12 protein-coding genes are annotated in these 20,554 nt (G+C 56.4%); 7 read left to right on the top strand and 5 right to left on the bottom strand.

Going from position 1 to position 20,554, the window contains the following annotated elements; all coding sequences use genetic code 11:
- The 3 genes from VI895_02400 to VI895_02390 all read right to left on the bottom strand — a co-directional run.
- A partial coding sequence (locus VI895_02400) for a SpvB/TcaC N-terminal domain-containing protein (protein HLG18650.1) occupies positions 1-428 on the bottom strand: 428 nt, incomplete at its 3' end.
- Positions 425-682 (bottom strand): hypothetical protein, encoded by a 258-nt coding sequence (locus VI895_02395; protein ID HLG18649.1) that lies wholly within the window; start codon positions 680-682, stop codon positions 425-427. The genes VI895_02395 and VI895_02400, both read right to left, overlap by 4 nt.
- A gap of 35 nt (positions 683-717) precedes the next feature.
- Entirely contained in the window at positions 718-9,489 is an 8,772-nt protein-coding gene (locus tag VI895_02390) for a toxin TcdB middle/N-terminal domain-containing protein (GenBank protein ID HLG18648.1), read from the bottom strand.
- A gap of 545 nt (positions 9,490-10,034) precedes the next feature.
- Between VI895_02390 and VI895_02385 the strand changes: the two genes are divergently transcribed.
- Complete coding sequence (locus VI895_02385; protein ID HLG18647.1) at positions 10,035-10,439, top strand: hypothetical protein; 405 nt, start codon at positions 10,035-10,037, stop codon at positions 10,437-10,439.
- Between the two features lie 13 nt (positions 10,440-10,452).
- Here VI895_02385 and VI895_02380 read toward each other — a convergent pair whose 3' ends face one another.
- Positions 10,453-11,571, bottom strand: coding sequence for a LamG domain-containing protein (locus VI895_02380; protein ID HLG18646.1), 1,119 nt, complete (start codon positions 11,569-11,571; stop codon positions 10,453-10,455).
- Between the two features lie 101 nt (positions 11,572-11,672).
- Between VI895_02380 and VI895_02375 the strand changes: the two genes are divergently transcribed.
- The 3 genes from VI895_02375 (at position 11,673) to VI895_02365 (ending at position 16,167) form a co-directional block, all read left to right on the top strand.
- Entirely contained in the window at positions 11,673-12,974 is a 1,302-nt protein-coding gene (locus tag VI895_02375; protein ID HLG18645.1) for a threonine synthase, read from the top strand.
- Positions 12,975-13,138: 164 nt separating this feature from the next.
- Complete coding sequence (locus tag VI895_02370) at positions 13,139-14,548, top strand: pitrilysin family protein (protein ID HLG18644.1); 1,410 nt, start codon at positions 13,139-13,141, stop codon at positions 14,546-14,548.
- Between the two features lie 2 nt (positions 14,549-14,550).
- Positions 14,551-16,167 carry a pitrilysin family protein gene (locus tag VI895_02365; GenBank protein HLG18643.1) on the top strand — a complete coding sequence of 539 codons (1,617 nt, stop codon included), beginning with the start codon at positions 14,551-14,553 and terminating at the stop codon, positions 16,165-16,167.
- 173 nt (positions 16,168-16,340) lie between these two features.
- Here VI895_02365 and VI895_02360 read toward each other — a convergent pair whose 3' ends face one another.
- Positions 16,341-17,609 (bottom strand): putative Na+/H+ antiporter, encoded by a 1,269-nt coding sequence (locus tag VI895_02360; protein ID HLG18642.1) that lies wholly within the window; start codon positions 17,607-17,609, stop codon positions 16,341-16,343.
- A 499-nt stretch (positions 17,610-18,108) separates the two neighbouring features.
- On the opposite strand from VI895_02360, the gene VI895_02355 reads away from it, so the two are divergent.
- Genes VI895_02355 through VI895_02345 form a run of 3 tightly spaced genes read left to right on the top strand, consistent with a single transcriptional unit; the run spans position 18,109 to position 20,441 of the window.
- Entirely contained in the window at positions 18,109-18,486 is a 378-nt protein-coding gene (locus VI895_02355) for a response regulator (protein ID HLG18641.1), read from the top strand.
- The gene (locus VI895_02350; GenBank protein HLG18640.1) at positions 18,483-18,782 is read left to right on the top strand and encodes a hypothetical protein; all 300 of its coding nucleotides are present in this window, start codon (positions 18,483-18,485) and stop codon (positions 18,780-18,782) included. Before VI895_02355 ends, VI895_02350 begins: the two co-directional genes overlap by 4 nt.
- 3 nt (positions 18,783-18,785) lie before the next feature.
- Positions 18,786-20,441, top strand: a complete 1,656-nt coding sequence (locus VI895_02345; protein ID HLG18639.1) for a PAS domain S-box protein — start codon at positions 18,786-18,788, stop codon at positions 20,439-20,441.
- Positions 20,442-20,554 lie beyond the last annotated feature (113 nt).

The raw sequence follows: 20,554 nt of genomic DNA, 5'->3' as shown, positions 1-20,554 counted from the left end.
ACTCCCTGCATTTGGATTGCGTATTCATCGGTGTCATTGAATTGAGCGACGGAACCGTTGGCTCCTTTTCGGATAATTTCTCCGACTCCCAGCGCCCATCCGTATCCAACCCACGATCTTCCTCCCTCCGAGGAGTAGGTGAGACCGAGCTGTGGTTGCATCCCGTCTTTTCCGGAGGGGACGTCGATCGGTATGGAGTATGACGTGGAACCTGTAAAGAGGTTCGTTTGAAATGCTTTTTGCGTGGCGCCGCTCGCTGCTTTGGGACTCGACGCGCCATCTCCTTGATCGCCGGTGCTTGCATCCGCATTCGCCCCCTGGGTCCCAGCCGCATAAACGGCACGGGAAAGAGGAAAATTAAATGCGATGAGAAAAGCAAGAAGCAGGCTTATAAACGACGCAAATTGTGTGGAATGTCGATGTCTCATGGTCGTTTCTCCTTGGAAGGAGGGTGGGCTACTGCGGGCGGGGTCTTCCCACTCAGACCGTTCTTGTGGCCCCGGCCGAGATGTTTCACCTTGACCTTGGGGCCGTGCTTGGCTGGTTTGGGGTGGTCGTTCTCCACCTCAACGATCTGTTCATCAGACGAAACGGAGTCCTCGGTGTCTGGTCCCGCATGAGTCGACGCAGGAAACGCCAACGCCAGAAGAAGAATGTACATTAAGATGTAGAGTCGTTTCATATATCCCCCTATGGAACTGGATCTCCGAAATTGTTTCATGGGCCCTCCCAAGAAGGATGCGACGACGGCGATTGTCCGCACTCAAAAGCGTTTATGCATCCAGGTCTGTGGCCGTTTCCGAATGTAAAGTTGAAACTGAAACCGTAGTTAACGCTTACCGGGCCTTCTTCTACGGGAGTACCGTCCACATAGAGAGTGTCTTGATGCCTTTGCCATGAGAGGTCGATAGTGGTTTTCCAACTTTTGCCACTGGGTCCGGCAATCGTGAGTTCCTTACTGTCATCGGTAGGAACCACATCAATCCTTGGCGGAACGGCTATCGCTGGAGCCTCGTGGCCGCCTTTATCGTCATGACCAGGATCGGTACGGTTGTCATCGCAACTGCCGCCGTCTTCTGTGTCGCAACCTGCCAATAATGTTCCGACACCATGTTCAGCGACCTCAGGACCAACGCGGGCGATGTATTCGGCTACGTCGTTCTCGTATTGCTGCTGAGCTGCATCCGCATTCGCTCTCTTTGCGGCCTCGGCGGCAGCACAATCAGCGTTGCCTGCGCAGCCCGGAGGTGTCGGGAAATCATCGGTAGTGACCATTGGCGTCGGGTGTCCTTTTTTCCACTCCTCCTGTTTCTCCACAATCGAGTCATGCGTTGTCTGAAAACCGGCGAAAGCTATCCCAGCCTCTTTAACAGCCCTATGAAGATCTTCCCAACTGCGATAAGTCATATCGGGTAAACTGTCCCAACCGACGGAGCGACGCATTGCCATGTAATCTGCGGTGGAAGTGCAAGACATCACGGAGTAGCAGCCCATCCCGGTATATCTTGAGGCGCCTGCTCCAACGACTCCGCATCCTTCGGGGCCACACCCAGTTCGAGGATTTCTTTTGAAGTGCCCCGTCGGATCGATGTAATTAACCGGATTTCCGCCGACGTACATGTAGCGGTTGAAGTCATCGAGGCGGCCGGGGTTCGGGACGATCGAATCGGGGCTGATGAAGAAACCGTTGGCGGAATCGTAGTAGCGCGCGTGATAGTCGTGCAGCTTAGTCTTGTCGTCCAGCCGCTGGTCGGTATAGCCGAAATCAGCCAGCCCGCCTTGCAAGAACTCCTGCTTCGTCGCCCCTCCCTCGTAATAGTCGCGCGCCATGACCTCGCTCTGCGACGAGCCGTCCGTGATCCCCACGGTCGAACCTTGCTGATCCTTGTGATGAAAGAGCACCTGGCCGGTGTCGAAGTTCCGTTCCGCGACGCGGAGGCCGCCGAAGAAGATAAACTTCCGGACCGTCAGATCCTCCCTCGTCTCCACTGCGCCGAAGTAACGGATGGTTTCGATCTGGCCTTCGTTGTTCGGCGCCCGGCGAGCCACCCGTTCTCCGTTGGGGCCGTAAAGATATTCCACGCGGATTCCGCCCGCCGTAACGGCGGCCAGTTTGTTGATCACGTTGAATTCAAACTGTTTGAGGATCTGACCGGAACCGTTGCGGACCTCCATCAAGTTGCCGTTCGGATCGTAGCGGTACCGCTCAACGTCCTGACCGGCGGCGTCGACCTGTTTCCAGGGCGCGTGGATCGGATCGGTCGGCGGCCGGGCCGCATCGTCGAAAACGTACCTCCGATTCGTGGAGGGGGACTGGGACGGTGTCGTGATCGTGACCTCCCCCGACTTCGCCGATTCGTTCCGGTCGACGTCCGCGTCGACGGCGCTGACGGCGTACCGGTGCGTGCTGCCGGCCGTGACCGTGCTGTCGACATACTGGGGGATTGAACTTGTGGCGAACGGCGTGGCGTTCCCGTCCTTGAAAATGTTGTAATGGAGAACACCGAAGCCGACGTCCGAGGAGGGGTCCCATTCGATCTGGATTTCCAGAGGGCTCAGGGCGATCGCCCTGACATCCGACGGAACGGTAGGCAACGAGTTGTCTTCTGTCGTTACGCTCAGGGCGTTCGAAGGAGCCGAGAGATTCCCGGCCAAATCCTTCGCCCGAACCGTGTACGTGTACGTTCCCGCCGCTGAAAGACCGGAATCGACGAACGGAGAAGCGACGTTGGACCGGACCACGCCGTCCGGGCCGCGGAAGACGTCGTACCGCACGACCGTCACCGGATCGTTGTCGGTGGCCGCCGACCAAACGATCTCCGCCTGCGTTTCACCGAGCGCCCGGACGGAGGACAAACTGGGAACGGAGGGAGCGATCGTATCGGGCGGCGTGTTGATCAACGCCGTCTTGGGGGACGGATCGGATTCGAGTGGGACCGCGTCGAGCGCCGTGACGTAGTACTGATACTGGCGGCCGTAGCCGACATTTCGGTCTTGGTATGTAGCCGCCGTGGCGTCGAAGCAGGAGACGCCGAATGCGATGGCCCCGAAGGCTCCGCCGTCGACCGAGCGGTAGACGTTGCAGGTTTTCACCGCTTCATTGTCACTCTGGCCGTTCCAGGAAAGATCGATCCCGACAGCCGAAACCGTCGTCGCAGAAATCGTCGTGGGGGGATTCGGTCGCACCGTGTCGGTCGCCGGTGTCCGAATGGAGGCCGAACTATCCGTAAAATTTCCATCCAGATCGTAGTTTCGGACTTTGAATGTGTAGTTTGTGTTGGCTGAAAGATTTTTCGCCAGATAGCTCGAACCGGTGACATAGGTGAGGAGGTTGTTCCCTCGATAAACAGCCGATTGTTTGTAACCGATGCCTCCTGGGTTGTCGGCCGTCGTCCAGGTTAAGTTGACCTTCGTCGGGGAAACCGGCGTCGCGGTCAGCGTGAAACTTAGCGGGGAGCTGACATCCAACGTCCGGCTGCTGACCTGTCCCGGCGCGCTGCGATTTCCCGCCAAGTCAATGGCCACAACGCTGTATGTGTGCGTGGAATTTTCGGCGAGTCCGCTGTCCGTGTATTTGCCGGTCTGATTCGTCAATGTAACCGTGACGGTCGCGGTTGGTGTGGCCGCGGCGTCGCGAAAGATTTCATACTTGGTAACGCCGAAAGCGTCATATGCACCAAAGGAAAGATCGATTTGCGAGCCGCTTTTCGGCGTGGCGGAGACGGAGGGTGTCGTCGGCTTGACGGTGTCCGTGGAAGTAAACGAAACGTCCACACTCTTGGTGAAGTACGGTGTGGTTCCGGCTGGAGCGCCGTACCATTCGACCGCGGCGGTGACCGTCCTGAAACCCGGATCCGACGGGTCCGGATCCGATGAGTAAAGCTTGATGGTGGCGTTCCCCTGCGAGTCCGTTCGGACCGGAATACTTTTCGACCATCGGTTTCCCGTCCCCGTCGCGGAGAAACGAATCTGGTAATCGCTGCCGACACAGCGCCCCCCCACGTCAAAGGCGTTGAGATAGTTTCCGAGATAGACGCTGATCTCGGAGAACCCCTTGGGGCCGTTCGTTGTCGTGGTGGGAAGGTCGAACTGAGGGACGGCGTTTATGCCAGCTAGATCCGCTACGATACAGGCGAGGTCGGCCTGGGCCGAAGGAATAATCGTGTCCAAGAAATTGCCGGCCAGATCCCAAACCCTCCGTTTCCAATTCAGTTGCGTCAATTTTGCTTTTTTGGGACCCCCGGACGGGGCTGGAGTCGGGGTGGGGGTTGGCGTGGGCGTGGCGGTGGGAGTGGGTTCGGGAGCAGGAGCCGATGCGGAAGTGGCCGTCACGGCTCCGCCTTCGGGAAACGGGTTGTATGCGCCGGCGATTTCCGACATCCGCCCCATCGGATCGAATGTGAATCCCCTTCCCTCGATTTGCGTTCCGCTTTGTGTGAATTCCGTCGCGGAAACGAGGCGGTGAAGTTTGTCGTATACATAATCGGTCGCACCGCCGCTCACCTGGTTTTCATTCCGCCGGAGATTGCCGTTGAGATCGTATGTGAAAGACCGATTCCAAAGCGGTGTCAGGCCGCCGTCGGTGAAAACACGCATGTCGCTCAACCTCTGGTCGTCGACGTTGAACTCAAAGCGGGTAGAAACGCCGTTTCCGAATCGCATTTCACGCAACCGGCCCAGGACATCGTATTTCGTGTGATCCTTGTCGACATAGACATTTAGGCCGGCGACGCTGCTCTCAATGCCCGTGAGCCTGCCGAACTTGGCGTCGTAGTCGTACGTCAGTGTTTCAGCGCCGAAGCCGCCGTTCGGATCGCCGTCGTAAATATGGGTTTGAATCTGTCCGGCGTCGTTGTACGTCCGGCCGAACGACCGTGTGATTCCGTCAATTGTGACGCTGGTATCGGAAAGGCGTCCGAGCGAGTCGTAACAGTAGTCGGTCGTGGCATGTTCGTTTTCTTGTCGGACGAGTTTTCCTTGGCTGGCCCCGCAAGGGGAACCGAACAACGCGTCGTAGTAGAACGACGAAATGCTGGTTGGAATATCGCTGTCGCGGTTGAGGCCGGGGAGAAAATGCTCTTTTCGGACCAGCCGGTCGAGGTCGTCGAAGTAAAAACGCGTGGCGTTTCCCTTGGCGTCGATCTGCTCGAAGAGCCGGCCGGTCTGGGCGTCGTACGCGTACCGCCAGGTTCCGGCGTCGGTGTCCCGCAGGATGTGCTTTTGTCCCAGGCTGTTGTTCTCGACCTGGATCGTCTTTTGGGCTTTCCAGTTCTGGCCGCTCCCTTTGGCCGAGTCGATGACTTCCGAAAGATTCCCCAGAAGATCGAAGCGGTAATCCATGGTTCGGTCGATGGGGAGACCGGCGGCGTCCCGATTGTGCTCGGCGACGCGAAACATCCTCCCCCAGAGGTCTTGATACGTCTCTTTGGGATTTCCGACGGCGTCGCGAGTCTGCGTCCGAAGGGCGTACGATTGCCCGGCGCTCGAGTCGACGGCGACGTTCGTTTCGTATCGAATGCTGCCGCCGCCGTGGGCCGGAACGTTCACGGCGAAAACACGGCCCAGGGCGTCGAATTCGCTTTCCGTCCAATAGACTCCCCGTTCCCCGAAGGCCGAGGGAGCGGTGACGGTGAAAGGAGCCGAGGTCCGTTTGGCCCGGCCAAAACCGTCGAACTCAACGTCGGAGGCGACAAACGTAACGTTTCCATTTTCATCCAGGCTGTTCGAAACCGTCCGATAGCTCCGGCCAAGTCCGTCCACAAACGTGATGGACGTCGGCCATTGATTCTCGTCGAGCTGCGCGGGGGAGTAACGGCTCTTCGTCTTGATCTGCTGAAGTTTGGGATTGGCCGGCGGACAGGCGGTGTCGTCGCAGACGCCGATGTATTCCGTTTTCGAGTGGCTCAAAAGATTCGCGGGATTGCTTGGATCGCTGCTGTTCGGATAGGTCTTGGATTCTTCCACGCGATGGCGGTGGTCGAACTTCGTTTCCACCGCAAGATTGTTGCCCTCGTCGATGGCTTTGAACCGCCGGCCGAAAGGATCGTATTCCGACCGGACGCGGAAACCGAGAGCGTTTGAAACGCCGATGACCTGGAGGTGCGCCGGATCGTAGTCGTAGTGCGCGACGCGGACACTCCGCTGCATGTCCCATGTATCGGTCGGATATTTGTACATCGGATCGTAATCAGTCTGACGCGCGAGAAGGGAAGGAATGGGAAGACCGTTCAATGCCTGTTTGGGAAGGAATTCGCTTCGAACCGACAACAGAGGAGGAGCATTTGGGAGGGGATTGGTGTCGGAGGCACTGAAGGCCTCTTCCGCGTCGAACTTCCCGTTTCCGTTTTTATCGAAGATGTTGTGGGATTCGAAATAAAGCGTGCCGGTCACTTCGTCGCCGCCGACGTAGGTATAGGAAGCGCGGGGGACCATCAGAAATCCGGCCGACTCGTTCCCCGGTTCCTGCGGGTTCGAGGACACCAATTCCACTTTCTGGGCCTTTTGTTCGGATACCGGTGTCGACCGTGGGTCGCCTTTGACACGGCTGATCGACGTAACCAATGGATGGTCGAGATCGGGAAACGCAGGCACACTCGCGCTCTCCGTCCGGAACTTCATGCAATCGTCCGCGCAAGAAGCGGGGTTGGTGGTTCCGTTGGGCCAGGTGTACGTCACAGTGGCGAATTCGGCATTGGCGTACGGCAGACTGCAGTCGAAATTCGTTACGTCGGGCGTCTCGAGACAGTTTGGAACCGTGTTGACGTCTTGAACGGACATGTCGGTTGTGTAGAAGTGATTGGATCGGGCGTACGTCTTACCGTCGCTACCGAGAACGGAAGCCGTCTTGACGGCTCCAAGCAGCCAGTCGGTCTGATGGAATTCAACGATTCGTTGCTGGCCGGCGCCCGAGGTAACCGTCACGCGGCCGAAGCCTAAAAATTTCTTTCCGATCCGGTCGTGCAGGCCGTTTTCGTAATCGTACTGGCTCACGACGTAACGGGAGCCGGCCAGGTCGTCTCGAATCACGGCGGTCAGGAGCTGTTTGACGTAGGGAAGGTTCGGGTTCTTTTGCGTTCCGTCCGCATGTCGAAGCTCCGTAGATGGCGTGTACTCGAATTCGGTCACGCCTCCGTTGGGATCGGTCACTTTCTTTAAAAGCCCGGGGAACTTGCCTTTCGCCCGGAAGACCCGGTTGAAAGATGGGCCGTTGCTTTGTTGGATCGACTGGACGAACGCCGGAACACCTGCGCCTTTCACGTCGACGAGCATGGCACCCATGTCGTCGACCGCCTGAACCTGGACACCGTTGGGGAGCGTGGTCCATTCCCCCGACTGAACCAGGTCGAACGGCGTGCAGCCGCCGTCGGCATCCAGGAGCGTCCGGAAACAGGCGCTTAAGAATCCGCCGTAGAGGTGATTAAGGCTCAGTTCGTCCCCTTGAATCCAATCGGGCATTCCGTCGGCGTTCACGTCGCTCCATCGGCCGGGACCCGCGACTTGCCAACGAGAGACGTTCCCGTAGCTATCCACGTAAGAATATTCTTGATGCGTGTAGATGCCGGCCTGGCGAATCCGATCTTCCAAAATGGGATCGCGCTCGAACGCGCCGTTTCCCGTCGCCAGTTCCACGCTGACTTCATAAACACCGGAAGAGTTGACAATCGCTTTCACGATGTCGGCGAGGCCGTCGCCGTTGATGTCGAGGTTCTCGACTTTTGTCGGACTGGAAAAGGGAATCCATGCAACGCCGGGGGCGCCGGGATTTAAGTATCCGGGAAGGTCGGGGAACCGATCGCCGTCCAGGTTCTCGAAATCGGGGGACACAACGTCGGTGGGAAGGGAATTTCCCCAATTCGTAGAAGGCTCCCAGCTGCCGTCGGCTTGAAGGAGATAAACTTGGCGGATGGCACCCTCGATCCAAACGAGTTCGTCGCGGCCGTTCCCGTCCAAATCGACGACCGCGACTTTTTGTGTCGAGGGTAAGGAGGAGGAACTCCTGATCGCAAAATCGATCGGCGGCGCCGAGACGGGCACGGATTGCCATTGCGTGATTCCGGTGGCGGGATCGACGCCCAAATTCCTTCTGGCCCCACGGTCTGTCCAATTGCCTAGAAAGGTTTCACCTTTGATAAGATCGGGGAGAGGGTCGCCATCTAAGTTGATGAATCGAACGCCGCGGTCAGCCTCCATCGTTTCGCAGTCGGGCCAGCCGTAAAGACAGGAGTTAGAAACCCCGACGTAACCCACGAAAAACCAGGGCATGGATTCAGCCGTCGGCTCCCAGCCACGTTCCCGCTCGGCGTATTCCATGCCGTACCGGGCGATCAACGGTCCCCGGCTGCCTGCGCTTTCCGGTTCGCCGAAAACTTTGAACTCAACAAGTTTCGGCTCCGGGGTTATCCAATTTCGGTCGTCGGGCGTGACGGCGCGGGAATCGTAGATCAGCGAATAGCTCTTATAGATCTTCGGCTCCCCTCGGCCGGTGGATACGACGATTTCCGAAAGAAGACGGTCCATGATCACTCGCGATCCGGTGGCGGCGTATTGGGGAATCGTTCCGAACGACCCGCGATCGATATACTTGAACTCCACCGTTCGGCCGCTGTCGAACGCCGGATCGCCTTCGAGGAATGTGTATTCAATCTTGCTGGGATAAACATCCCCTTCTTGCGTCGGGTCTTTGTCGGCATTTGCGAAATTGGGATCGGATTGGGGGACCGTGTAGAGGTACCGGGCGAAATATCCCGCAGCGCTCGTGACTTTGCCTAGCTGCCATGTATGCGCGTTCGAAAATCCCGAGGTATATGGCAATCGATAAATCGGAACCGAGAAATCCATCCGGGAGCCGTCCGGCGTTTTAACGGCCCACGTATTGGCATCGACGTTTCGGATGATCTTTAAAAACGATTGCTCCTCGGCAACCTGGAACAGTCCTTCGGAGTCGCTCAACGCTCGGACGAAGGTCAGCTTTTTGCCGTCGAGAAAGAATTCATCTTGCGCGCCGTATTGAGCCGTTTTTCCATTCGGGCCTTGGCGCGTGATGGAGCCTAAGTGAAGCGACCAGCCGTGGCCGACGAACGATCGGCCGGCGGTCGAAGAGTAAGAAAGACCTACCGACGGCGCAATCCCCCCGCCGCCGGGAAGGACGTCGATCGGAAACGAGTACGAACCGTCGCCGGTGAAGAGATTCGAAAACGGATCCGCCGCGTCCGCGCTCGACATCCCCCCTCCGCTCGTCGGAAGAGGAGGCCGGCCGATCGGTTCGGCAGGAGGTTGGGTACTCCCTGAAGACCCCCCTCCACCCGGCCCGTCCCCGGGGCCTCCCTTTTGCGCCATCGCCGCGGATGGAATGAGGTAACCGGGAAGCGCAATTAGAAAGGCGAGAACCAGGCTCAAAAGGGAACGAGGACCGATTCTCGGTTTCAGTTTCCTTTCGCAAACCCGAACAAATTTTCGATGAACGATCAATTTTTCCTTCGCTTTGTTCACGTCCCCTGGTGGTAGGGGATCCCTGTCATGACCACACGGGAGCAAAGTGAGTGCCAGGAAATGTTTACGAGATTCCGTTGCCGATACGGGCGCTTACGTGGATCTTACCGGTGAGAAAATTAGGCAACGGAAACCATAGTTACTCCACATTGGAAACTTGCGTTTCGAAGGTGCTTTTCACCGGATTTTTAAGATTTACGGATAGCACCCTTTGGAGCCAAGATAGGGCGATAAGGAGGAAACCGATGCGAGTCCTTGTACTGGCGCTGATTTTCGGCTTGTTCTTGGGAGGTTGTGGGGACGATTCCGTAACGCCTTCCTCACCACCGGAGGTGAATGACGCCTGCGCGCCAGGCACGATTGACGAATTGGGCGCGGGCTGGCCGGGTTATTGTTCTGGCGGACAAGCCATTGTGTGGTGCCCGTCAGGAAATACCGCCTGGGAGGAACCTCCCATCGATTGTGAATGCACCTGTCAGGAACCCGAGGGTCTCACGGGTGTGTTGTGCGCTTGCCCCTGAAATCTTTAGACGAGGAAGATAGCAATGCGAAAGAGTCATCGATTTGTTTCGATCGCTTTGTTTTTTTTAATCACGGGATGTGGAAATGATGACTTGGGTATGCCTCCCTCCGAAACGGATCTTCCGGGCACCTATAGCCTTGAATCCATCGGGGGAGATCCTCTGCCCGACTTTCTGCACGGGTCCGAGATCGCCGAAGGGACGCTCGTGATCGATAGCGACGGAACTTGGTCGATGATTCTCCATCCCACCGGCGGACCCGACACCCAGGAGAACGGGACGTATACATATGATGCCTCCGACGGGTCGCTGGCGCTCGAGTCGGACTTGAGCGGAGCCCTTCAAGGTACAGCGGGGGAGAACGCCGTCGAAATCACGGTTCCGGTCGGTCCTGAAGAAGGAACCGTGCTTCGTTACGTAAAGAACTGATCGGATGCTTGGTTCAGTTGATCGGAAAGAAGGGATAGTCGCAGGCCGTTTGACCTAAGTAATTTCCGGCCGGGATACCTCCGGCATCGGCGCAGATTTGGTCTTCGGTTCGAACGGAATTCCAGATCGCTACTTCATCCATGTAACCCTGGTAATGATAACCGGCAGCTCCGGTCCCGCCGACACCGAGATATACCGGGTCGGTCGTGACTTGGATGCCCGTGGGGGTCGAGAGAGTCAGCATCGTCTGCTGTCTCCCGTTCACGAACAAGCGAAGCGTTTGGCCGTCATATGTACAAGCGACATGCGTCCAGATATTTTTCTGAATCTGCCACCCAAGCTGAACTGAAGAATCGTTGAGTGTGCAGAAAAGTCCGCCGCTCATGCTGACGCTCATATCGTAAGTGGTGGCGCCGCTGAAATTCAGCTTGCCGACGATCCCCGTTATGTAGCTGGTCGTCGTCGGATCCGGTTTTGTAACGTAGATCCAGGCCTCCATTGTGATCGTGCTCGTCATCTGAAGCGATGGAGAATTGGGAACAAAGATGTAATCCGTCGATCCGTTGAAACTCATTCTTTGGCCGTACGCTCCCGGCTGGCGAATGGCGCCTGTGATCGTTCCGTTGTTTCCTTTGATCGAGCTGTCCAACGCCGCCGCGCCGCTCTCCTCGAACCGGTAAAATGCCACCAGGCCGGGTTCGTCACCGCGGGTGCCGAGGATCTTGAACGTTCGATTCATTGGAGCCTTTTCGCCGTCGGCGTTTTGACCTTCGACCCGGAGCACGGCGTTTCCCCTCGGGCTGATAAGCTGGGATGTAAACGTCGCCACCCAATCCGTCCCATCTTTCAAAAACTGCAACGGAACAACTTGCGAATCGGACAGGGTCACATCGCCTGTAACAGAGACCGCCTCTCCGTTGCTGAACGTGCTTCGGGATACAAGTGAACCGCCGGGGGGAATGTCGGCCGCGTTCGCTGAAAGAGTTTGGGAAAACGTCGGCGGGACGTCGGTTACGGCATCCGACAACTGTGGAAGTACCGCGCCGGAAGTCCCGGTCGAGACGTGGCCGCAGTTCAGGCCGATGCCTACGCAAACGGACAAGGCGGAAACGGTGATCCATTGAGATCGCATACGTCGCATATAATAGATACGATCAGCAAGGGGCATGCCACGGTAACTTCTTGAATCGTAAGGCGTAATCGCATCGTCCCTCTGTGAAAAGGTTCGGCGGAGTGGCGAAACACGGCGCATTCTTGGATTCCGCGGGAGCGCGCGATAAAAAGCAGTCCATGAGTTTTGTCCGTTGCCTGCAAAGCCTCGGTTCCGGAAAGGAATACCCGCCAAATACGATCATGAACCTGTGCCCGATCGACCAAAAGCCGGTGCAAATGGTTTTGGACCTGGATCGAATCAAGAAGGAAAGGCGGAAGCGTTCTTGGTACCACCCGGAACGAAAGGACATGTGGCGCTTCGGCGCCCTGCTTCCTCTCGACATAGACGATTTTCAGGATCGTAAGTCGACTGTCTCATTGGGCGAAGGCTACACACCGCTTCTCGATTACTCGGATCATTCGGCCGCAAATCAGATCGGTTTTCGACTGGAAATCAAGGAGGAAGGCCGCCCTTACGACGGATTCGGCGCCAATCCCACTCAAAGTTTCAAGGATCGGGGGATTTCGATCGTGGTTTCCATGGCGAAGAAGCTCGGGCTGCAAAAACTCGCCATCCCGACGCAGGGGAACGCCGGGGACTCGCTCGCGGAATATGCGTTGCGCGCGGAACTTGAGGCGGCCGTCGTGATGCCTTCCGACACGCCGGCTCCAATACTCAACAAAGTCTCGGGATACGCAACAACGCACTCAAACATTCACCTCGATGTCGTGAAAGGTACGATTCGCGAAGCCGAGCTTCTTGTTAAGGAAAAATATCTTCCTCTAGGTTATTTCAGTGTCGCGACGTTCCAGGAACCGGGCTGGCGGATCGAGGGAAAAAAGACCATGGGACTTGAACTCGCGGAGCCCGGTCCTGGAAAGACCGAATGGAAACTGCCCGACGTGATCGTCTATCCCTGCGGAGGAGGGACCGGAATTGTCGGGATGTGGAAGGCATTCGATGAACTCGAAGCGCTGGACCTGATCGGATCTCGGCGCCCGCGAATCGTGGCTGTTCAAAGTGAGGCCACCTCCCCCGTCGTTCAAGCATTTCGGCAGCGCGCCTCGGATACAAAATCCGTAAACCCTGGAAAAACGATCGCCGTCGGCTTGAATGTTCCCGGTGGTGTCGGACATTTCCAGGTTCTAAGAATATTATACGAAAGCGGCGGAATCGCGATTTCGGTTTCGGAAGATTCCATCCAGGCAGAATTGCGAGAGGCATATCGAAAGAAGGGGTGGCGGCTCGGTCCGGAAGGAGCAGCCACGTTGGCCGCATTACCGGAGCTTATCGAAAGGAAAATAATCCGTACCGAAGATCACGTCGTCGTTTTTAACACCTGTTCGGCCGAGAAATACCTATCAAGCGAATCGTTGACGTAAAAATGGCCTTGGGTGGCGAGGCGGGGGTCCCCATTGCGAGCCAATGGTGAGACAATGGGGGTGAACGCCGAGACCGGAGCCCAAGGCCATTTTTACGTGAGCGGATAGTGCATTAGCTTGACGAGAACTGTCGGGGTCGTCTACATCGGTCCGCGGAGGTAAGTATGAGTAAATTGGCTGGCGGCTATACTCTCGCGCTGTTGTTGGCCTCGTTTTCCGTACAAGCGGCGCAGGGCATCCTTCCATATAAGGTTTATAAGCGCACGCTCCCCAACCAGCTCGACGTCATCGTGATTCCGATGCCGCAGTTTCCGAAATTTCTGTCGTACAACACGCTTGTGCTGACCGGCTCATTGCGGGAAATGGAACCGGGTCAAACGGGTAAGGCCCATCTTTTCGAACACATCTTGTTTCGGCACGAATACCAGGGGAAACCGGGCGGCTATGAGGACGCCATGACGAAGACGGGGGCTTACAATAACGCGTACACGAATTCCGAAGTCACTTTTTACCACCCAAAAGCTTCGGTGGATTTCCTGACACAAATTGTCGAACTGGAAGCGGACCGTTTTAAGAACCTGCGAGTGGACAAGGATACGTTTAAGACCGAAACGGGCGCCGTGGCCGGCGAGTACCAACGGTTTGCCAAGTCCCCCGAACTCCCGCTCGAAGAAACGTTGGCCAGTCTCGCCTACCCGGCCAACTACGGTTACGGGCATACGACGATCGGCTACGCGGCCGACATCCAAGCGATGCCCGAGACCTACGCTTCTTCGATGGACTTCTATCGCCGATATTATCGACCCAACAACGTCGTCATTCTCGTCAGCGGCGACGTAAATCCGGAACAGATATTTCATCTAATCGAGGAACACTATTCGGATTGGAAACCCGCCCCGCTCCCCCCATTAACGGATCCGGGCACGGTCAACGGCCCACTTTCGAAAGCGCTCCATTTTCCTACGGCGGTCCCTCCGCGAATCTGGATCAACTTCCGTATGCAGCCGTTTCAGATCGGATCTTCGGCTACCGCCGTGGGACAAATCCTTCCCACGCTGATCGCTCACCCCACGGCGCCGCTCTATCGAAAACTCAGATACGAAAAACAGGTGGCCGCGGACGTGTCTTGCTCCGCGAGAGGAGACGACAATTTGGGATATGAGACGTTCGGCCCCGGTATGTTTACGGTGAGCGTCACCCTTTTCCCGGAGAAGTTTAAGAAGCAGGGAGATCGGCTTTTGCACGAAGTTCAGGCGGACGTGATAAGCGCCCTAGAGAGTTTAAAGAGCTTCAGCAAAAGACCGGACGCCGCGGATTTCCTGGCCCGCCTTAAACAAAACTATCGAATGGGGATGGCCAACCGACTGGACAGCCCCGCCGATGTCGCCGAGGAGGTCGCATTGTACTCTCGATTCAGCCGGGACCCGATGGCGATCGACCACCTCGTCGGTTCAGTCCGTCGGGTCAAACCGCCGGACATCGATCATTTGGCTCAACAGATTTTCGTTCCGGAGAATCAAATCGTCCTCACGCTCGCGCATCAAGACAGTCCCGCGGACGGCAAAGGGGAATGACCGTGAAGGTTTGGACGAAAATGATTCTCGTTACGTGGGCGGTCTTATCGGTTTCATCTGCGCGGGCGCAACAAGCTCAACGGGTGACGCTGAAAGAAAATTCCTCGGTCGTTGAAATTCGCCTGATGTTTCGCGCGGGTTCGGCGCACGATCTCGCGGGCAAGGAAGGGCTTGCCGCCGTTACCGCGCAAATGATCGCCGAAGGGGGCTTTGGGGATCCAAAGAATCCCGTCACGAAGGAGATGCTCGCGGACAAGACATTTCAATACGGGGATTCCGCTACACCGGCCTTCCGGATCGACAAAGAGACGACCACCTTTTCGATGACCGTGCCCAAAAGTAACCTGAAGAAATATGTCACAGAAATTTTGCGACCGATGTTCGTCCAACCGCTCTTCAGCCCGACTGAACTGGATCGGATTCGGGAGGAGAACCTCACGAGCATCACAAGCGTGCTGCGTTTGGAAGATATGGAGGCCCTGGGGTTGGAAGCGATTGACGACTATCTTTTTCAGCATACGTCCTACAGCCATCCGCTGAGCGGTACCGTGGCCGGCCTGAATGCAATTTCCCCGGAGGACTTGCGGCGGTTTTACGCCACCTACTACCAGACAAGCAATCTCATTGTGGGCATCCGAGGGAAACAACCTGAAAAGATCGGACGTGGAATCGTCGAAGCTATTCGAGAACTCGATATGCGGGGCGATCCCCCCATCCAGCCGTTCCCGGTAACTCCGCTGCTCAAACCGGAGCAACCGAAAGGACGGAACCTAATCATCGTCGCGATCGACGGCGAGGGGACCAGCACGGGGATTCATGGCGCATTCCCTCTCCCGGCCACTCTAAACCGAAGTCATCCGGATTATTGGCCTCTCCTTGTAGCGAACACGTATTTTGGAACCCATCGGGACAGCTTTTCACATTTATATGAGGAGATTCGGAGCAAACGGGGCTTTAACTACGGAGACTACTCGTACATCGAGCATTTCGCGGAACGAACCCGTTTTATGGTTCCACCGTTCAATACACCGCGAACGAATCAGTATTTCAGCTTGTGGATCCGTCCCGTCCCCAGCCAATACGGTCATTTTGTTTTGCATGCGATGCTCTGGGAACTCGACCATCTGATTCGCAAAGGATTGACGGACGACCAGGTCCAAGGCAGCAAAATAAAAACGATCGGGATTTATTACAATTCGGCCGATCGGCTGAGCCGAAGGTTACAGGCACGTATGGACGATGCGTTTTATGGAACCCAAGGTTATTTGGAAAACTATACGGCGCGGGTTCAGGGCGTTACGACGGAACAAGTGAATGCCGCTATCCGGAAGTACCTTCAAGCCGACAACATGAAAGTCCTGATGGTCACGGACAAAAAGTGGGCTCCCCAATTGGCGAAGAACATCAATGCCGGCACAAACGTCGTCGGGAAAACGCCGCAGGAATATAAATTCTGGAACGGTCGGGGAGAATTCACACCCACCGCCGAGCAGAAAGATATTCTCCAGCAAGATGCGCGATGGGCCGCTTATCCGTTAAACTTAAAAAGCGTTCGAGTCGTATCCAGCAACGAACTCTTTGAAACAGGTGGATTTGTCGAAGAAGACGCCAGCCCATAGGCGCCAAAGCTCCAGTGTCCTGAGTCAGAGGATTCTTGCCTATTTCGCTGAGGCATCGGCGGTGCTGGCAAGGCGGGCCGACGAAGGAATACCGCGAGTATTCTGAGGAGGCCCAACGCAGCCAGCGCCGTCGAGGACCAGCGAAATGGGTGAGAAATTCCTGACTCAGGGCACTAGAAAAGCCAGAGGCAAATCATTCCGATGAGCGTGAACGGGAGCGCCGCCAGAAATAACCAGAGGGGATTGATCCCTTCCCGGCCAAACCGCTCTTGAAGGATCGCGTAACCCGCGGGATTGGGAGCGTTCGCGATCACCGTCAAACCCCCTCCCGCCACGGCGCCCGCCATGAGTGCGTACTTAAAGCCTTCCGAAACCCCTTCCACTTGAGAGCCGAGATATGTGAGCGCGGCGTTATCCGTAAACGCCGTCAGACCGGCAGCCCCTAAGAAGAGTGGAAATTCGTTCAAATGGGCGATGGCCGCCTGAAGCCACCACTGTTGGAGACCGCCCAGCATTACGAGGCCGGCCAGGAAAAAAGAAACCAATAGGCTCTCTTTCAGCTTCAGTTCATCTTGAAATTCGCGCGTGATTACGACGGCGCCCAGGAAAAACATGAGGACGCCCAGAAAAATCACGGGGTGACGCTCGTTCAGGACAATTAACGCAAGAAAGACGACGTGCATCACGCTGAGCCAAACCGGGATTCGGGAAACGCTCTCGTGCATTTCATTCGGGGGTAACCCTCGCAGCTCCTTAGAAAGGAAGCCGGTCGCTAAGGCGGTGTTAATGACCGCCGCCAAGGTCGTTTTCCAGCCGAACGTCGCAAACATAAACTGCAGATCCCATCCCCATTTTCCGGCGACCATCAAAACGGGCGGGGCGGCGTAAGGCGTCAGAACTCCTCCGATCGATACGTTCACGAACAGAACGGCGAGCGTGATGTATTTGAACCGCGTTGAAATCGGCCGATCAAAATAACGCCGCCCGAGGATCAACGCCGTCACGGTCATGGCGGCCGGTTCCGTAATCAGACTTCCAGCCAGTGGCCCTAAAACCAAACAGGCGAGGTAATAGGCCGACTCACCCCGCATCGGCAGCCATTTCGCCACATGGAGAACAATCCGCTCCGTAAGATCGAGAATCGGCCGTGTGGCGGCCACGGTCATAATCGCGAAGACAAACAGCGGCTCGCGAAAACTGCGGCTATCCGCGTAGGCCAGAGCCGCGGAACTTCCTTCGATGGACACGAACAGAAGGAGGAGAACCCCCGCCCAGAAGCCGAACACAATCTCCACCTCGCCCAACAGGTGAAATAGATTTTCGCGGAGCGATCCTTCGGGATATCGGTCGGCGGCCCGTTTGAAGAAACCGCACAAAAACGTGTGAAGGACCGCTCCGCCGAAAAGAACGGCGGCGGCTATTTCGATGGGCCTCGGTTCCATGAGGGAGAGACCATCATCCGCCGGAGGAAATCCCGTGTAAAGCTCAGCCCTTACGCACCTCGTTTCATAAAGCTCTCACGGGATCCGTTTTTCGACCTTTCTTCCGAAGCTGACGCTGTGTGAATCTGCACGGCGATAAATTAAGCAATGTGTTGACAAATTCAGAAAATCCTAGAAACGCGGGGGTCACGATTGTTGGAATTGATCGCAAGAAGCGGTATCGGACGGTACAGCCACATGAGACCCGATGCGCCAAGAAAACTCCTGCGAATGTGGATCGTTTTGAACCGGTGATGGAAGCGTAAACGGCTCGCGCTTATGATTTTCGTTGACGAAAACGGAATTCTCAGAACCTTGCTGGTTTTTCCCCGAAAGGTCCAAACCGCTGCGGAAAGAATGACTTAAGTACTTGAAATTGCATCGTCTCGGCTCGGTGAATTTCTTTCGGAAGATTGCTAACATATAGTTTTTCTTGCCATCGCCGAAGGGAGCGAAACCTATGTGTACGGTTCTTGTGATTGAGGACAACGAAACCATCCGCGAGTCGTTGGCGGAGATTCTTCGGATGGAGGAGTTCGACGTCATGACGGCGCCCAACGGGGAATCCGCGATGAAGCTCCTTGCGGACTCCAAGAAGAAACCGGCATTGATTTTCCTCGATATTCTGATGCCCGATATGGACGGCGTCGAGTTTCGCAGGCGCCAAATCGAGCTCCCTGAAATCCGCGATATTCCGACGGTGGTCCTGACCTGCGGAGACGCGAAACCGGACCTCATCCACGAGATGGCTCCCGCGGCATGGCTTCAAAAGCCGGTGAACGTGGACGAAATCATTCAGCTGGCACGTCAAGCCGGTGCGAAGGTGGAACAGCTTTGAGCGAACCGCGCCAGATCATCCTCGTCGAGGATAATCCGCACGACGCTCTTTTGCTCCAAGCGGCGCTCGTGCACATCGGAAGCCGCTCGGTCGTTGTCCCGATCGTCGTGTGGACCGGCTTCCAGAATGAAATGGACGTCGCGCGCGAACTTCAAGAAACGGCCGGACAAGGCGCGGTGTCCGGAAGGAAGCTTCTCGAAAGACTCTCGGCGCTTCGAAAGGAGACCGCCAAGCTGTTTCAGCTCGAAAGAACACTTCACATGGAACAATTTCGAGACGTCCCCGCTTTGGACTGAGCCATGAAGCCGACGCTAAAGAAACGTTCAAATGAAAATGAATCCGACCTGGGCGGGAACCTTCGCATCACCCGAACAAAATCGGCGCGCTACCGCGAGGAGCTTCAAGCGCATCTGCTCGTCGAGGAGAAGCTTCGATTAAGCGAGGCCCGGCTAAAGGCTATTTTGAGCGCCGCACTCGAACCGATCATCTTGTTCGACTCGCAGGGACTTATCCGAGAGTGTAACCCCGCGGCGGAACGTGTTTTCGGGCGCACGCGGCTCGAGCTACTCGAAACGTACATCTCCGAACTGCTTCCGGGATTGGCTGATTCCTTACGAGAGAAAGGGAAGTCGAGACCCTTTCTCTCCCTGCTCGGGCGGACGGTGAAATTTCACGGCGTGCGCGGGGAAGGAAATGAATTTCCCGTAGAACTCTCGCTAACCGCTGTCGAGGGGCCCAGGGCGAAGATGTACTCCGTCTTTGTTCGCGACATCACGGAACGTGAGGAAGAAGAACGAAAGCGAAGCGAAATTCTTGCAAAACTCACCGCGAGCCGCGCGTACTTGCGAACCGTACTCCGCCAGATGCCTTCGGGCGTGGTCGTGATCGATTCCCGGGGGCAAGTTTTCCTGCACAACCAAATTGCGCAGCGAATTTTGAATCTGCCCCGCGAATCCACGGATCGCCCGGCTCCGTTTTCCCGCGTCCGACTCTTTCAGACGGACGGTTCGGAAGTTTCATCGGGTAAGGATCCGATGACTCGAGCCCTGCGTCAGGAAGAGGTCATACAAGGCGAAGAATATCTTTTGAATTACGGCGAGGGGCACCGCCGATTCGTAGCTATTTCGGCGGCACCGATTCATGCGGGGCTTCGGGAACCGGTCGGCGCCGTCGGCGATATTCTCGACATCACGGAGCGAAAAAAATCGGAGCGAGAACTCAAAAAACAGATGACCGCGATCGAACGGATGAACCAGGAATTGTCTCAATTCGTCTATATCGCCTCGCACGATCTTCAAGAGCCGTTGCGCACGGTCGCCAGCTTCGCCCAACTTCTTTCTCGGCGATATTCCGGCAAGTTGGACTCTACTGCGGATGAATACATCAACTTCGTCGTGGACGGGGCCAAACATCTTCAAAATCTTATTCGGTCGCTGGGAGAATACTCCCGAGCGGCGCGGGGGGACATTTCGCTCACCTACATCGAAGCTTCAAAATCTTTGGATACGGCGTTACAGGGACTTCATTCGCTGATCGTCCAGACCGAGGCGAAAATCGACGCGGAGGAACTGCCCACCGTGCTTTCGGATCCCATCCAGCTATCCCAGGTCTTTCAAAATCTTCTTTCGAATGCGCTGAAGTTCCGGGGAGAGTGTCCGCCCCAAATCCGGATTCGGGCGGAGGACACAGCCGGCGGCTGGGTTTTCTCGATATCCGACAATGGGATCGGTTTCGAATCGGAGGAATCCGAACAGATATTCCAGATTTTTCGCCGGCTGCACGCGCGAAACGTTTATGAAGGGACCGGGACAGGCCTGGCCATCTGCAAAAAGATCGTCGATCGCCACGGCGGCAGAATCTGGGCGGAATCGAAGCCCGGCGCCGGCAGCACGTTTTACTTCCTTATCCCACACGAGGTCAGCGGAGTCCGGTTCAAAGATGCAAAATCCGCCTAAAACCTATGAAGCTCAATGTAGATATCGGCTTAGCCCCTTGACTTTCTTCGCATCACTCGTTCCACATCACCATTTCCGCTCTCTCGATTTCGGCCCAACGCCCTCGCCTCGCT

Source organism: Bdellovibrionota bacterium (genome assembly GCA_035292885.1).
Classification (GTDB): domain Bacteria; phylum Bdellovibrionota_G; class JALEGL01; order JALEGL01; family DATDPG01; genus DATDPG01.
The sequence above is the reverse complement of the archived record's forward strand: the minus strand, read 5'-3'. Positions and strand labels throughout refer to the sequence as shown.